Annotated in this window: 15 protein-coding genes; 1 reads left to right on the top strand and 14 read right to left on the bottom strand. The window is 46.9% G+C overall.

Features of this window, described 5'->3' with window-relative positions; translation table 11 throughout:
- Positions 1-539: 539 nt before the first annotated feature.
- From BLU64_RS05735 to BLU64_RS05680, 12 genes are all read right to left on the bottom strand, one after another.
- Positions 540-842, bottom strand: a complete 303-nt coding sequence (locus BLU64_RS05735) for a hypothetical protein (protein ID WP_026741517.1) — start codon at positions 840-842, stop codon at positions 540-542.
- A 42-nt stretch (positions 843-884) separates the two neighbouring features.
- Entirely contained in the window at positions 885-1,901 is a 1,017-nt protein-coding gene (gene virB11, locus BLU64_RS05730; protein ID WP_026741518.1) for a P-type DNA transfer ATPase VirB11, read from the bottom strand.
- The gene (virB10, locus tag BLU64_RS05725; RefSeq protein WP_026741519.1) at positions 1,891-3,114 is read right to left on the bottom strand and encodes a VirB10/TraB/TrbI family type IV secretion system protein; all 1,224 of its coding nucleotides are present in this window, start codon (positions 3,112-3,114) and stop codon (positions 1,891-1,893) included. The genes virB11 and virB10 overlap by 11 nt, the downstream gene beginning before the upstream one ends.
- Complete coding sequence (virB9, locus tag BLU64_RS05720) at positions 3,111-4,004, bottom strand: P-type conjugative transfer protein VirB9 (protein WP_074728090.1); 894 nt, start codon at positions 4,002-4,004, stop codon at positions 3,111-3,113. Before virB9 ends, virB10 begins: the two co-directional genes overlap by 4 nt.
- Entirely contained in the window at positions 4,001-4,684 is a 684-nt protein-coding gene (locus tag BLU64_RS05715) for a VirB8 family type IV secretion system protein (RefSeq protein WP_026741521.1), read from the bottom strand. Before BLU64_RS05715 ends, virB9 begins: the two co-directional genes overlap by 4 nt.
- A gap of 220 nt (positions 4,685-4,904) precedes the next feature.
- Positions 4,905-5,945, bottom strand: a complete 1,041-nt coding sequence (locus BLU64_RS05710) for a TrbL/VirB6 family protein (protein WP_026741522.1) — start codon at positions 5,943-5,945, stop codon at positions 4,905-4,907.
- 11 nt (positions 5,946-5,956) lie between these two features.
- Entirely contained in the window at positions 5,957-6,181 is a 225-nt protein-coding gene (locus BLU64_RS05705) for an EexN family lipoprotein (RefSeq protein ID WP_071999721.1), read from the bottom strand.
- A gap of 10 nt (positions 6,182-6,191) precedes the next feature.
- Positions 6,192-6,908: a TrbJ/VirB5 family protein gene (locus BLU64_RS05700; protein ID WP_026741523.1), complete on the bottom strand. Its 717-nt coding sequence runs from the start codon at positions 6,906-6,908 to the stop codon at positions 6,192-6,194.
- Between the two features lie 23 nt (positions 6,909-6,931).
- Positions 6,932-9,679: a VirB4 family type IV secretion/conjugal transfer ATPase gene (locus BLU64_RS05695; protein WP_026741524.1), complete on the bottom strand. Its 2,748-nt coding sequence runs from the start codon at positions 9,677-9,679 to the stop codon at positions 6,932-6,934.
- A 9-nt stretch (positions 9,680-9,688) separates the two neighbouring features.
- Positions 9,689-9,970 (bottom strand): TrbC/VirB2 family protein, encoded by a 282-nt coding sequence (locus BLU64_RS05690; RefSeq protein WP_026741525.1) that lies wholly within the window; start codon positions 9,968-9,970, stop codon positions 9,689-9,691.
- Complete coding sequence (locus tag BLU64_RS05685) at positions 9,967-10,632, bottom strand: lytic transglycosylase domain-containing protein (protein WP_026741526.1); 666 nt, start codon at positions 10,630-10,632, stop codon at positions 9,967-9,969. Before BLU64_RS05685 ends, BLU64_RS05690 begins: the two co-directional genes overlap by 4 nt.
- Positions 10,633-10,710: 78 nt before the next feature.
- Positions 10,711-10,932 (bottom strand): hypothetical protein, encoded by a 222-nt coding sequence (locus BLU64_RS05680; protein WP_026741527.1) that lies wholly within the window; start codon positions 10,930-10,932, stop codon positions 10,711-10,713.
- A 581-nt stretch (positions 10,933-11,513) separates the two neighbouring features.
- Between BLU64_RS05680 and BLU64_RS05675 the strand changes: the two genes are divergently transcribed.
- On the top strand, positions 11,514-13,454 hold the full coding sequence (locus tag BLU64_RS05675) for a tetratricopeptide repeat protein (RefSeq protein ID WP_026741528.1): 1,941 nt from the start codon (positions 11,514-11,516) through the stop codon (positions 13,452-13,454).
- A 310-nt stretch (positions 13,455-13,764) separates the two neighbouring features.
- On the opposite strand, the gene BLU64_RS05670 is transcribed toward BLU64_RS05675, so the two are convergent.
- Positions 13,765-14,148, bottom strand: a complete 384-nt coding sequence (locus tag BLU64_RS05670) for a hypothetical protein (protein WP_051625418.1) — start codon at positions 14,146-14,148, stop codon at positions 13,765-13,767.
- Between the two features lie 201 nt (positions 14,149-14,349).
- Positions 14,350-14,685, bottom strand: a complete 336-nt coding sequence (locus BLU64_RS05665) for a DUF8087 domain-containing protein (protein WP_026741530.1) — start codon at positions 14,683-14,685, stop codon at positions 14,350-14,352.
- Between the last annotated feature and the right edge of the window lie 199 nt (positions 14,686-14,884).

The raw sequence follows: 14,884 nt of genomic DNA, 5'->3' as shown, positions 1-14,884 counted from the left end.
GCCTGGCGCATGGGGGTAATGTCGTGGTTGAACGCCGCGCCAAAACCCCCGAGGTCAAAGGCGGCACACCGTCGCCCGCTACGCGCGACCACCCCCTTTGAGACGCCGTTTTTCGCCTATTTTTTCTTTTGTCCGTTCCGGCCAAGCGAAAAAATGGGAAAACGCCTTCAAAGCGGGTGGTCGCGCCACGCTACCGGCTTTTGGCCGGAGACTTAGCTGCGACGGTGTGCGGGGCTATGCCCCCCAAATAAACCGCTATCGTGGGCGATAGCTTTTCGCTCGCTGGGGCGGCGAAATTTATTCGGCTCCCCCCGGTCTGCAAAATCCGCGTGGGCGCGGCTGTTTGCAGATGGGATCGGCGACGCAAATTAGCAATTTCTTTGAAATTGAATTTACTCGCCTTACGCCACTTTTAAATTTCGGCTATTCGCATAAATTTAAAAGCCTAAAACCGTCACGATCGGTGTCGAGTTTTCCATCCAGAGTTGACTGGGGGAACAGTAATAATCCAGATGTCTTTATTACCGTTTTCTTTGAATTCAATTACGTATGCGGCCAAATTTATTAATTATCTGATCGATAATTTTCGGGTCGGCTAATTTGCATTCGAGTAATAAAGTTTTTCGGGCATCGGCAGTACGGTTGGGGTGAAATCCGTGTCTGTTCTTTTTCACAACCTTAAAGAAATAACGTTCAGCAGACAGACATTCACTTCCTCCGCCGTTACCGGTTGTTTTACCGTACAGACATAAAACAATTTCACAGGCATCAGCGGCCATTACGAAAGAGGGCAGTAGCAAACTCATGCAGAAAAGGCAGGTGGTGAATATGATCATTTTCATATCAAATACCTTTATTGGGAATGAGGGGCTTTAACGGTTCAGCTATCTGAATGATTTCTTCATTTGATGAAGGTGTACAGGTTTGAAATAAATATCCCCCATTCGACGAATATCACCGTGAATATCTACGCTGACGATGATATCTACGCATTTAAGTACCTTGCGTAACAGCACATCGAACGGGATATTTTTACAGTCAGGATTTTCATAACAGCGGTCAATGATCCCTTCTATACATTCTTCCGGACTGCCTGCGTGCAGGGAGGTGATAAGGCCTTCATGCCCTGAACCGATAATTTTCAGCGTGTCCCACGCTTCCCGCCCACGAATTTCTGCCAGCAGAATCCGATCTGGATTCATTCGATAATTCGCTCTGATAAGTCTGCCGGGTGTGATAATCGCCTCGTCTCCAGCATCCGCCGGATAAAACAGATGAACATAATTAGCGTGGTTGTATAAATGGATTTCAGGATTATCTTCAATCGTGGTTAGCCTGAGATGTGACGGAATATAGTGCAGCAACGTCTTCATATAGGTGGTTTTACCGGAGCCGGTTTCACCAACAATAAAGATCGTTTTACCGTACTCGACGGCCTTTTCGATAAAGTGGGGGATATCACCATTGTTGTAGCATCGGGTCAGTTCATCATCTTTACTTTCGTTTCTCTCCTTACCGGCTATCCGGTTATAAAAACCAGCATCAATCCAGGACTGATGCGTTTTCTGCTCAAATGACGGGTTTCGCAGCGTAATCGATACGGTATCCCGCTCACAGGCTGGGGGAATAATAGTCTGGACACGTTCACCTGATCCTAATGTGGCGGAAAGGATAGGGGAGGTATCATCGATATTGTCCTCATTCCATGAGGCCAGTGCTTTGGCCAAAGCATGGCACTGACGCAACGTAACCGGAGAATCATGCTTCTGCCATCGACCGTTTATTTTGGTGTGGATCTCTCCGGGGCGGTTAATGGCGATTTCCGTCAGGCCATCCAGTTTGAGATAATCGCCGAACAACTGGTTTTTCATAAAATCCAGCGACAGATTTTCAGCGCTCATACCACCTCTTTTTTAGACGTAGTTGATAAATGGAAGAGAAATCGATATCCGTACCGGTCATGATGCCGATCACATCGCCCTGATTGAGATACATCGTGGGCGGAATATTGATGCTGTTTTCTAACGCCGTTTTCGCCATTTCTGACGCGGCAGCGCGGGTGTTTTCGGTGTAATCGGTATTGCGGTCTTTCCCCGGTGCTGAATCTGATGCGGCGGCAGCCACATCTTGTACGGTGCTCAACATCAACGCATTGCCGAACCGTTCCCAGAAATGGGTATCAATCCATCCGCTAATCCCAGCCTCACCCAACGGGCCGGTGGCTTCGGTATCAATCAGCGGGATTTGCAGGCTGCCGGGTTCCGGTGTGCGTAATTCTGTCCAAATGACAAACATTCGGCTCCGGCCATGTTGCAGCGCCCCGGTGCGGTAGAACCCTCTGGCGACGGTTCCGGCAGGGAGCAACTTCACGTAATGGTTAGCGCTGTAGACATCTTCGCCGATAAGGCAGGAAATACGACCGCCCACATCAGAGACAAAACGCCGCATCATCGAGCACGGAATATAACGATCAACCGGCAGGTAAAGATTGGGATCGAGACCCAGTCGCCTGACGCTGGTCACTTTTGCGACACCGGGATTGGCGTCGTTAGTCTCTGTGCCAGACATGGTTGCAGGTGTGTCTTTGCTCTGTGTGCCGGAAGGAGCAGTTTGTGAAGCCTGAGTATTACCGCGTTGTGTGGACTCAGCGGCACTACTTGGGCTATCGGCCAGTGCCGCCGCCTTATTTAAAGCAGGTGGCTCTGACGGTGATGCCGTCTGTATTGGGGGATTATCTGTTGCGGTTTCCTGTTTGTCCTGGCCGAGCAGGCCGAACGGATTGTTGTCCATGCCGAGGTTTTTACGCTCATGTTGTCCTGTACTGGCTGACGGCGGGGCTGGGGTTTCAACCGCCTTATCATCGCTTTGTTTTAATGCGATAAGGAAGCGATCTCCACCCAATGCCAGTGCAATCAGTGCGCCCAGACTCAGCAGACTGACCAGCAGCGTCCGGCGGCTGGATGCTTTTTTGAAGCGGGTCACTTCAGGTTGGCCGGGAGGTGTGTTTTGCTCTGGTGCCTGACTCGCCATCGCTGAACGGGCGCGTTCACGGGCTTCAGCCTCCAGCATCGCCACGGTTTTTGCCGTTGTTTCTGGGATGGATTTATCAGTCATTTAGCCTCCAGCGTGACGACAGGTGAAACGGTGTCACCTCTGCCAGTAGTGGCGTTGCCGAATGACGTATTCTCAATCCCGACTACCGCGCTGCCGTAGCGCAATACCAACTGTGGCGACATTGCCCGCACGACGACCACGGTGTAGTTTCCGTGTTTGGTTATTCGGGGTGTTACGGTCTGTTCCTGCCCGTTAACGATCCGGAAGATCGAAGGAAGGATTTTGACGGGAGAAAAACCGAGATAGATAAAGCGGCCATCATCATAAGTGAAATCTGGTGCAATGGAGGCTGAACCGACTGCGACTCGCTTGGTATAGAGCCAGTTACGCGGCGTGGTTGCCTGCTCAAATGCTGTCGTTATCTGCTGCTTTTCCTGTGTTTCACGCAGGAGTTTCAAACGCGCTGCGCTGGCTGTCTCTGATCGCCTGCGATCGTCATCCGGATAGCGAAAACGAATAATAAAGGCCTGTGAAGGCGAGTCATTCTCCAGTACGTTCAGTTCCAGACTGTAATCGCGCTTTGATGTCACGACAAAGAGATTGGTTCTCCATTCGCTCGCCGTTGGCAGAAAAACTTTATTGACGTTGTTGCCGTTATCATCGGTTACCGGCTGGGTGATAGGGTTTGGACTGACACCGACTCGGTTATCACTTTTTGTGACTTTCCAACCCTTTGGAAAACCCGCCTGCGCGTCGATGACTTCTTCATCGTCATCAAACAGGAGTGTGGTGAGGTAGCCGGGACGGGTGTTGACGATGGTCGCATTTTGGCTGTTATAGGTGACATTCTGCATTCGGCTGTCATAGGTGCTGCTGCGCGGTATCGCCGCGCTCCAGGCTGTGGATGAACCCAAAAGAAGCCACAAGATCACGGTTGTTTTCAGCATCATTCACCCCTCAGTTCTTTATCGCGTTGGTAGCTGGTCACGATGAACCCCAGAGGATTCACTTCTCGCTGGCTGTCTGTCAGTTGTTTGCGGGGGAGGTAGCGATAAGTCAGCCGGATGTTCCAGACATCTGTTTTAACCGAGTTATCGACAATCCGGCGGATAGTGCGTTTAATGCGTAAGGTCGCCAGATGGTCAGGCGCTGTCGCGGTCGCGTGAACGTTGGAAATAATGTCGATAGACACGACATATTCCGCTTTATTGAAAATGACATCGGGTGCCTGATTGCTGTTGAACCCGTCGAGATAATCCCGGTTCACACTATCGCTGTTGAATAACTGCACATCGTCATAATCGCGCTGGAGAGCAAAATAGTTATAACCCTCGCGGAGCCTGACATAATGCGCCGCTAACGCCTGAGCCAGTGCTTTCTCTGTGGAAATACTCTGCTCTTTAATCCGGGTCATATATTCATACCGCCCGGTCTGTTTATCCACCGACCATAATTCGATTTCGGTGGTTTTCAGCGGCAGCAGAATAATCAGTGCGGTGATCGCCATTGCGGCCAGAGCAAACCCTATGGCCGCTATTCGCCACGCCATCTTTTTTTCCCGTTCATCCTTTTCCAGCAGGACAGATTCAAAGGCGCGGGATGACGCAATGATGTTTTCTGTTTCAGACATGCTTTGTCAGCTCCTGAATAATTGCGGGAGAATTAACTGGTTGAGGATCGCCAGATACCGGCGGGAGGTCGTGCCGATGCTGCGCACAGCCCGTGAGGACGCACAGCATCAGAAAGACGAGGCTGGATTTCATATCGATACCTATGTTTGTCGAAGACAGAAATACCATACCGATGGCGGTTGCTGCGGCATGAGATGGAGGAATGGGGTTAGAAGGAGATTAGCGGTTACGCTGTTGATTGAAACGCTTCATGCTATCGATAGAAGCCGCACGTTTTTGCCATGCGGGTAGGGCTTTGCTGGTGCCTGCGGCGATAAGTGAACCTGTTGCAGTAGCGGCGCTGACGCCCGCTTTTGCCGCTAACTGGACCCCCCCCGCACCGGTTTTCATGACCGGTTTTGCTGCATCAGAAGAGGGCTTCGCCAGCCCACGTAAGCCGCTCATGGCGGCACCCTGTAGTGCGGCTTGAACGGCTACGCCACCTAATGCGTTCGCGATTTTTGCTGAAAACCAGATAATGACACCTGAAATAACACCCGCAACGCAGCACTGAACACCCAGTGTAATGATATTGGCGCTATCTGCAAAATTAACCGCTTTATCTAATAAGCCATTGAGATAATTAATGACAATCCTGATGGATAACGCAGAAAACATAATCGTCAGGATCACCGTGAAGATAATTTTCAGCCAGTTGTTAAACATCGGAATAAGGAATCCATACAGCAGGCAGAAAATAAATAACGGTGCGGTGGTGGTCGTTAATACAATGATAATGCCGGCTAACAGGTTAACTGCCGAACCAAATAGCAGAGTGACGATTGCACCTCCCCAGACCAGCAGTTGGGCAATACCGCCGTTGAGTTTTACATAGGTGGAATCGTCCTGTTTATAAAGCTTTTGTCCTATCGTTTGCGCTTTCGCCCAGACGGTATCCAGTAACACCCAGACGTTGTCATCACCGCTGACGCCGTCGGTTAATCCGTTAATGGCCGAAATGGCTAAATCCAACCAACCATCGAGATTTAAAACGAATGTCATGATTAGCAGCATTCGCCCGACATCCCATATGACATCTTCTACTGGTGTTTGAAGTTTTCCAGCCAGAGTTTGATAACCCCGATACGTGACAAATAACGTGAAGGAGCTGACGGCGATAACGCTTACCATATCGCCGTACACGGAGGTTTGTCCCCGCAGTACGGCATGTAAACCGTCAGTGATCGTGTTGTTCATTCCAACAAACATACCACCTGACATAGATGACCCCTTTAATTCAAATCGGGAACCTTGGCATTTTCCTGACGGAGTTCAAATCGCGCTTCTCGTGCATTTTTGCAATCTTGAGAGTCATCACCGGACGATTCACACGCTTTATATCGCTGGTTCATTTCATCCGAATGTTCTTTGTACCATTGCGTTGATTTCGGGTTATCACACCCCGAAAGAAATAATGAGCCTAAAAGAACTGTAAAAATGCAAAGTGACGTTTTCATTCTTACCCTCTCAATAATTAAAGTCAGGAATCGGAGCGGCGAGTTGTTGTTCATTGAATGCTTTTTGCCGCTGTTGAGTCAACATCGCGGCACGCTGTTCAGCCTGCTTGACTGACATTTCCCATTGGCTGGCTAATGCATTCAATTGTACGCTTTTGGCTGCCACCGCGTTAGCCAAGTCCTGTGACTCTTTCGAGTCTTTGGCGTTGGCTATGCGGTCGGATAAGTCTGATATATCGTTTAATGTGCTATTAATCTTGTTTTGGACATCGCTGGTATTCTCAATTGAGACTGCCTGATTGAGGACAAGTTGTTTGCAACTTTCCTGATACCGTTGCGATGAACTGGACTGATTACAAATATCAAACGATTGATATTTATTATATAGGTGCTGAAGGTCAGAAGAATAATAACCGCTTGGGTTGGTCAGCAGGTCATCCAGTGAAATACCATTTTTACGGAGATGTTCGATATCGTTTTTTAGGTTTTTAGCATCGTGGAGAAATCCCTGAATATCCCGTATGCCTGTTGCAGTCGCTAATTGCTGCTTATAGGCGTCAAGCTCGCTTTTATAGTGAGTGACCGTTTCCTGCCATTGCTGGAGTTTCTGAATCCATTGGTTAATCGACTCGGTATTACTGGCGGCATCAAATACCGGGATACCGGCGCTCATCGCTGGTGTAGACATCAATAGCGATAACGCCAGACACATCTTTCTGGATTGCATGGTGATGACCTCCGAGGTGAATATCAGATAGCTTGGTTAAGGTACGTTTCTTTCCAGTCGCTGGGTGACATGCCTTCCTGATAAATGGCATCAAATATTTTCAGGTTGTCTTCACTGCCGCTCAGGATTTTGGTGATGTTTCCGAGGCCCGATAAATCCATCCTTGCCATGGCGACAAACGGGCGAGTTTCACCAGCACGCAGTGGTGTTTTCAGGACAACCATATAGTGCTCGCTCGGATCAAGGTTGCGAACAACGTCGTAAACGCTTTCAGGGACTTTCATTTTCTCCACGTAATCTGTACGGCTGGCCTTGGGATTGGCGAGAAAAATTTGGGTACTGCACTGCTCAATAATCGCCGGAGCGATGGGATGCCTGACGATTTCATCGGGTGACTGGGTAGCGGGAATAAAAATGCCGTTCAGTTTGCGGATCACCTTGAGCATGTTGAGGGAGAATTTAGAAAACTCCACATCAGCCAGCCATTTCCAGAACTCATCCATAAACATCACCAGTCGGCGACCATCTAACAGGCTGGTGACGCGGTACAGTAAGTAAAAGGTGATCGGCCCACGTATGTCGTCATCATCCAGGAATTCCGTACCGTCGATACCAAAGTTATCAATATTGCTGATGTTGAACGTGTCCTCCTCGTTATCGAACACCCAGCCAAACTCACCGCCCTGCGCCCACTGTTTCAGGCGTATACGCAGACCATTAGTTCGTGCCTCTTTGGTCGGTGGTTCAGGCAACACTTCCAGCAATCGGGTAATACCATAGCGGCGATATTCCGGCGGATAGTCCAGCATAATGGTATCCACCGCAGTGCTGATACGCTCTTCATCGCGGGGATCAAGTGGCTTACCGTCACGACGGCACAGCATCCGAATCAGTCGCTTGATAAAGCTGATATTCCGCCGAGTGGGAGTAAGTGAAAATGGGTTGAATCCGGTAGGGATACCGGTCCGGATACGGAAATAGCAACCGCCCATCTGGCGGATCGACATCTCCGCCGCTCTGTCTTTATCAAAGTAAACGGTAGTCAGCTGTTTGATGGTGGCAGAAGCGGAGAATGTCGCCGGATTGCGGTACTTCTGCATCAACTGTTTCATCATCGTCATCAGCAGGGTCTTTCCTGAACCTGTTTTACCGATGATGGCGGTATTCCCCGGCGTTTTCTCATTGAAGTCATTCCGTCCTGCCTGACTGTCATGCAAGTTCAGATAATAACCGCCACCACCGGGAGATTTCAGGATGGCGATAGCCTCACCCCACGGATTGCCATTACGCTTGTGAGGATGAAAGTTATGCAGACTCCCCATATCTGCGTAGTTCTGGCTACTGACCACCACCAGACGGGGTCGCAGCGAGTAGACGCCGGGGAGTTGAGCCAGATAGGCGGCAGGTAACGACAGTGTGGATAGTGATGTCATAATGCCGAGATCGTTAAAAGGCTGAGCCAGTGCGTTGGTTTCCTTTACCACCTGATCGGCGCTTGTGGAGGAGACCAGTAAGGAAAAGTGATACTTGCCGCAAGACACATGCCCTGACTGGAGCAGATCGCGTAAGACGATCAATTCCTCACGCTGTGAAATGGCGTCATCGTCGGTTGAGTTCAGCCGTTTTTCCGCCAGTCGGATATGATTTTGCGCTTCATCCCGTGCCATACAGGTAAAAGACTGCGTCAGTACATACTCGCTTTCGGCATACAGCAGCGCATCGAGCAGGCCGGTGTAGGTCTCCGGTGAATAGTCTTTAATTTCCAGACTGCGGAAGAAGTGGGAACCGCCGACCGTCTGACATTCGGCGGTATCGGTAGTGAAGAACACATCCGGCGTGCTGAGTGTGTGATAAGACGGTGTGCGTGTCACCGCCACGTTCTGCCATTTGCCGGTAATCAGACGATGGTAGAAAGCCAGTTGCGAAGAGTAAACCCGACCTTTCTCCTCATAGAGGCCCAATGGCGTTGCCACATAACGCGACAGGGCGGTGTTGATAGCTTCATGGTGTTCCAGCATCCCTTTCAGAGCATCATCCAGCGCCGCTTTCCTTTTTCCTGCGGGCTGCGTCTTCATGATTTTTTTCTCCAGCGTGGAGAAAGGGGCATAACAGATGGTGAAAAACAGCCGATGCCGCCAGAGTTGTTTCTCTTTTAGTGGCTGGTAATAGCGTTCCGTGACTTCATCGGAAAAGGGAATGCCCGAATTGGCCTCAAAGCCATCCTGATATTTCTCCCGTATGCGGTGAATATAGAAGGTGATCGGTAACCCTTCATACGAGCGGATCAGGTTGTTAAGGTGGCTTGCCAGCAATGTCAGATGATGTTCATCCTCACATTCAAAAACAGTGCCGTCCAATTCCCACGTAGCGACTAAATCACCGGCGCGATTTCTTATTATGTGAGGGTGAATGTGGGAGGAATAGGGAATGTATTTATTCAGCGTGATGCGCTCGTTTAATTTCATCTTAGCGGTAAACTCCGAAACATCGACGGCGTCATAGTGGTTTGCCAGCACGGCACGGGCACCAAAATGGCGATTCGTGGCAAATCGCCCGCGAGTTTTAAAGGCCAACCACAGCAGTCCGAAATAATGAATATCCGTTCGGGCTTTTGCCTTCATTTCCAGCCAGGCTGGGATCAATAACAACGCAAGGTAATAGCTGGTATAAACCGACAGCAGGACGATAACACCGCTGACGATCACGAACGGGACGAGAGGAATACCCATAATGGCGGCAGGGCGGGTCAGCGCTTTGTTCAGGGTGGTCATCGGTTCCTCCTAGGATGCCCAATAGGCACCAAAGCCCGATGCGCCGACAATCAGGATGGCTCCGATAATGACGTTGCGCATGTCATGCAAGCTTTTACCATCAAACAACACCTTGTAACCCACCCACATGGTTGCTAGCGTGATCGTGACGGCGGCCAGCCCGAGCAAACCGGTGGAGGTATTATTCAGCGTATCGTTGGCTTTATTAAATCCGCTTCCTGCTGCCAGCGTCTGGGTTGATATCAATAGGGAAGAAAACGCAGGCCAGTATTTACGTTTTTGCATCGTCATTGCTCCTCATTAATCACAGGCAGGGATATATCACCGCGAAGGATGGCGTCGGGATAGTGCAAGGAGGTCAAAACAGGTATGGTTTTTTCGTTAAGCTCACCGCGCAGGACGGTAGCCGGGTAATGAATCTCTGAATTGGATTGGCTGGTGGTACTGTGTTTGAGATCTTCCCGCGTTGACGGGACCGCATAGCCAATACGTTGGATATAGCTGGTTTGGTTAAAGGCAGATTCTGGCTGCTGACCCGTATCGAAATTGCCGGAATAGTAACAACTGAGTGCTCTCTTCAGCGTGCCACCTCGCTGGTAGCAGTCGGTGAGAATACGCTCAAAAACAGACAGATTGGTACAGGGATCTAACAAGTCATGTGCTGTTACGCCGTAATGGCGAAAGTTGGTACTGGTGATTTGCATCAGCCCGACCGAATAGCGACGACCTTTTGCTGCCACCTGCTTGATGATGTTGACGGCAACTTGCTTGCTGGTGGGTTGATGAGAAATGATGCCTACGCTGCCGGGTTTTCTCTCTTTCTTTGGCACAATTTCAGCGACGGCATAAGGATTAAAGCTGGATTCTACTTTTGCCACATCAGACGCGGTGGATGGGTGAATAGTGGCGGCACACTGCATGACCGCCGCCATAAAAGCAGTGGGTGAAAGCATGGTTGCCTCGGTAACAAGTCTAGCCACACGTAGCCATCAGATAGTCGATGGCAAGGGAAAAGGAGGGAGAGTTGAGCGTTAATCGTGCTGGGGTGCCTGCGGCGTATCGCTATCATCCTTGGGTTCAAGAAGCACCAGCTTACCGGAGACAGCAATGCCAGGCGTCAGTACGATGTTCAATCCAGATTTCCCGTTATGCACGAACGCCACGCCGACTTTTGTCCAATACGTGTTCTTCTCTCTGCTGGTATTGGGTTGGCTTTCCTGCGTGATAAATACGTGATAGGTAGGTTTTCTCATGCTATTTCCTTTCATCAAAAGTTATGGTGAATTAACTCAATCGTTCACATCCCGATTCTGCATTCCGATTTCAACGGGTCAGCGAGAACATTCAGCGGCACCCTGAATTGTGGTTGTGTGACAGCCCGACTCATCTTTTTAAAGAGCAATACTCGGCTCGGACGAATAAACGGCCATAACGCTCGCCAAGGGAAGGTGGCGCGATAAGCGTGCGATATCGGCGTCAGGATGAGAATGAGAAAATCAAAAAAGGAATGAGAGAGAAAATATATAGTGTGGTAATTATTTGATGGATTGTATTGGCTTGATTTTGAGTTGTCGCTTATGGACATACCTAATATGACAGGCAGCTTTGTGCCATAAGGGGACAAAGTTGACATAACTATACCTATCAACGCGGAGCAAGCCAGTCAGTTGGTGATGGGAGTGAGTTGTCAAAAGTTGTCGCCCGCTACCATCTCCATCGGAGATTCTTAAGTTTACGCACTCTAAGTTACAGTTGCTTCAAATAGTTGCCAAAATACTGAAATCGAGTTTAATAGGGGGATGATATCTCAGCACACAGTATACAGGGACACAAAATGCATCATTTAAATGATTTCCCCAAAAGAGATAGAAACCACAGGATTGAAAGACTTGCGATATCAGCTTTTGAACATTTCCTTAGAGATTCAAATGATTTTTTCATTCAAAGTCAGGATATAAATGATTACGGCGTAGACTATCAACTCGAAATCACAACAAATGGTCAAGCAACTAATATTAGATTGTTTGTTCAACTAAAAGGTACTGAGCAAGAATTGAATAATGATGGATCGGTCAGCATATCTGTTAATAGAGCTAACCTGAATTATCTATTAATGCACCCCTATTCTTTTTATGTGTGTTTCCATGCCCCAAGTAATAGTCTAAAAATAACATTCGCTGAAAGCGTGATTCGAAGCTATGAACAGTCTGAAAAGCAATGGATTGAGCAAGAAACACTCACTGTAAAATTCATTGAGGATATTTCTGACTCTCGTTTGCATGAAATTGCAGAGGTGGCTAGATTTAATGCCATGAGTGACCGTAATGCTAGAATCGAGTTGATAACAAATCATATTTCAAATGTTAGCGATGTTATTAATAAAGTCATACCGAAGATACATATACCAGAAGATAAAAAATTAGCTCATGAATTACTTAATTCATTGTATGAAAATAACTATGATGATGTAATAAGTGCTAATTTTTATGAGTTTTTAGCTATTTTCGGCCCTGACCATCCGGCTATGATCATTCCATATATGTCGGAAATTAATAAAGCTATGGATAGAGTTAATGGCAATGAAGAAAGGGTTTTAAATGGTATACAATATCTTAGAGATAGATTGGAAGAGGGTAATATAACAAAGGGAAGTTTATATTATTCAATAGGTAATGGGTTTACGGCTCTTGACAGGGACAAAGAAGCTATTCAAGAGTATAAGACTGCTCTTGAGCATATAATCGAAGCAGAGAAATTAGCTGCGCAATGCTACAAAAATATGGGTAGTAGTTACTCAAAGCTAGGGAATAAAAATGAAGCATATGAATGCTATAAGAAGGCACTTGAGTTAGAACCAAACTTAAGTGAAGCTAATTTAGCTTTGGGAGTAATTCATAATCGTAGGGGTAATTATGAATTGGCATTAGAATATTTAGACAGAGTGCTTTTCCCAGGAAATTACCAGCATAAACTAATATATGTTGAAAAATGGAGAATAAACACTCTTTTCAATATGGGGGATTATCGTTCGGCATATAGAGAGATTAATAGTCTATTAACTCGGAATGATAATAAAGAGGACTTATGGAAATGGTGCTTAATGCTAGTTGCAGCGTTCTGTCGAACTTCGACTGCTTCTGCTAAACTTAGCTTGCCTTTTTGGGCTCGCTTTTTAGAATTCTACCCTAATCACCCTGATGCATCTAGAGAAATTCTATTGGCGAAAAATTACTTAAGAGTTAATGATAATTTAACTAAATATTCGTACCATGATTTTAAGAAGGAGTTTGAACTGCGAATAAATAATGTTAGTAATGAAGATAGTGCTTTCCTGTGGGATCGTATAGGTCATTGGGCACAAGATGAAGACGAGTGGGAAGATGCAGAGATACACTTCCGTAAAGCATATGGAATTGCGGGTGGCGAATATGGATATTGTCTTGGAGTAGCTCTGAATCATCTTGGTCGCTTCCAAGAAAGCTTGCCTATTTTGGTTGAGCAAGCTGAAAAAATCCAACCTGATGATTTTAGCTGGTTCCAAGTCGCTGTTGCCTACGAATTTCAAGGATATATTCAAGAGGCAATCGATTCTTATGAAAAATGCTTATCAATAAATAAGAATAACGAATTGGCATTGTTCAATCTTGGAGGTCTTTACTGGAATTCGAGAAATTATGATGAAGCAAGTCGTGTCTGGAAGCTGGCAGTAGCGTATTATCCCGAGCATGAGCTTTCGCAGAAACTTCGAAAGGATATTCCATTTATTTTAAATTGATTTCCTTTATTAGCGACGAGCTTAAAGTCGTAATTCATAGAAACAATCATGGATATGGGACATAGGCTCGTTGCTACAGAAAAATATACTTATATTTGAATGCATATGACCTCTAAATGTGAATGGCACGATTATGCGGGATACAATTCAGGTCTTCGCTCATAGCAGTTATTTTGCGCTTCTTGCAGACTGCTTTGTGCCAAAAACGGCAATATCTAATAGAATATTGCGCGGATCAACGGGACGCAGATCAAATAGCTGTTATTGACGCATGATGCAAATACCCCGCAAGGGCGGGGTTTGAATGAAGCTACAATCTTTTAATCAGGTTCTCAATATTGTCTGGTTCAAAGTAATGCGGATTAACTTCACCATTTATGAGGAAACCATCTTTTAGTAGGTCTTCAAGCTCACTCTCTACCTCTTTGTTGAAGATACCTGGATATATTCTCTTGTATGACTGAAAGGTACCTTTCATCTTCCTGCAAGCATTCTCCGCGATTTCGAATGAGATCTCGTTCCCTGCATTGAAGACCGGTATGAAGATCTCAAGAATATCGTTCTTTAGCTTCTGTTTAAGTTTCTTTTTTTCAACGATATTTGAGTAACAGATACCTAAAAAGAAGGTGAAGATACCAGGAACCCAATTGTTAACGAGAACTTCAAAAATCCCTTTAATAGACAAAGTGTCCACTACCTTACTCCTGAGTTAAGATTTAGGTTCATAAAGCACAAACCCCGTACAAGGCGGGTATTAGACGGCAGGTCGGACGTGCTATTTATTATACAGCGTTCATGTGAAAGTGTTTCACCTTTGGTGGCAAATTTCTTGCGAATTCGTTTGCCGTTTGCCCTAAATAGATAACACTCGCTAAGCCACTTTCCTGATGGGTACTTACGAACGATCATTCTGTTTACTCTTCATGAGTAAATCCCGAATTTTCGCAAGGTTTGAATTTTCGGGGGCTGAATCCATGTATGGATCGCGCTCAAACACTAATTGCTCAGACTCAACGAAAGCCTGCCATTCTACTGGGTCTAGCTCAAATTCCATCGCAGACATATCACTTTCATCTTCCCCCTCGATCCAGCGGACTAAATAAAACAATTCATCATCAGGAGAGTCATCATCGTCATCAACAATATCAACGTCGGTTACAGTGATGCGAAGGGTGGGATCGATTTTTGAGACATAAATTCCTAACTGCGGCATAGAGGGAATATTGTTCATGAAAATTCCTTTTATTGGTGTTTGCTATTTGAATAAAAATACGCCCAAATGAGTGCTTACTGTGAATACGGCAAGAATCGTTGTAAGTATCCCGCTTAGACGCCCCATTCTCTTTTAGAGATCCTCTTGCATATGGAGTATGTTACCTGAAAACGAACTTCCGTTCCTCGCTCGTTGCTGACCGTGAGGTTCTATCGAG

It is taken from the genome of Lonsdalea quercina (assembly GCF_900107885.1).
Classification (GTDB): Bacteria; Pseudomonadota; Gammaproteobacteria; order Enterobacterales; family Enterobacteriaceae; genus Lonsdalea; species Lonsdalea quercina.
The sequence above is the reverse complement of the archived record's forward strand: the minus strand, read 5'-3'. Positions and strand labels throughout refer to the sequence as shown.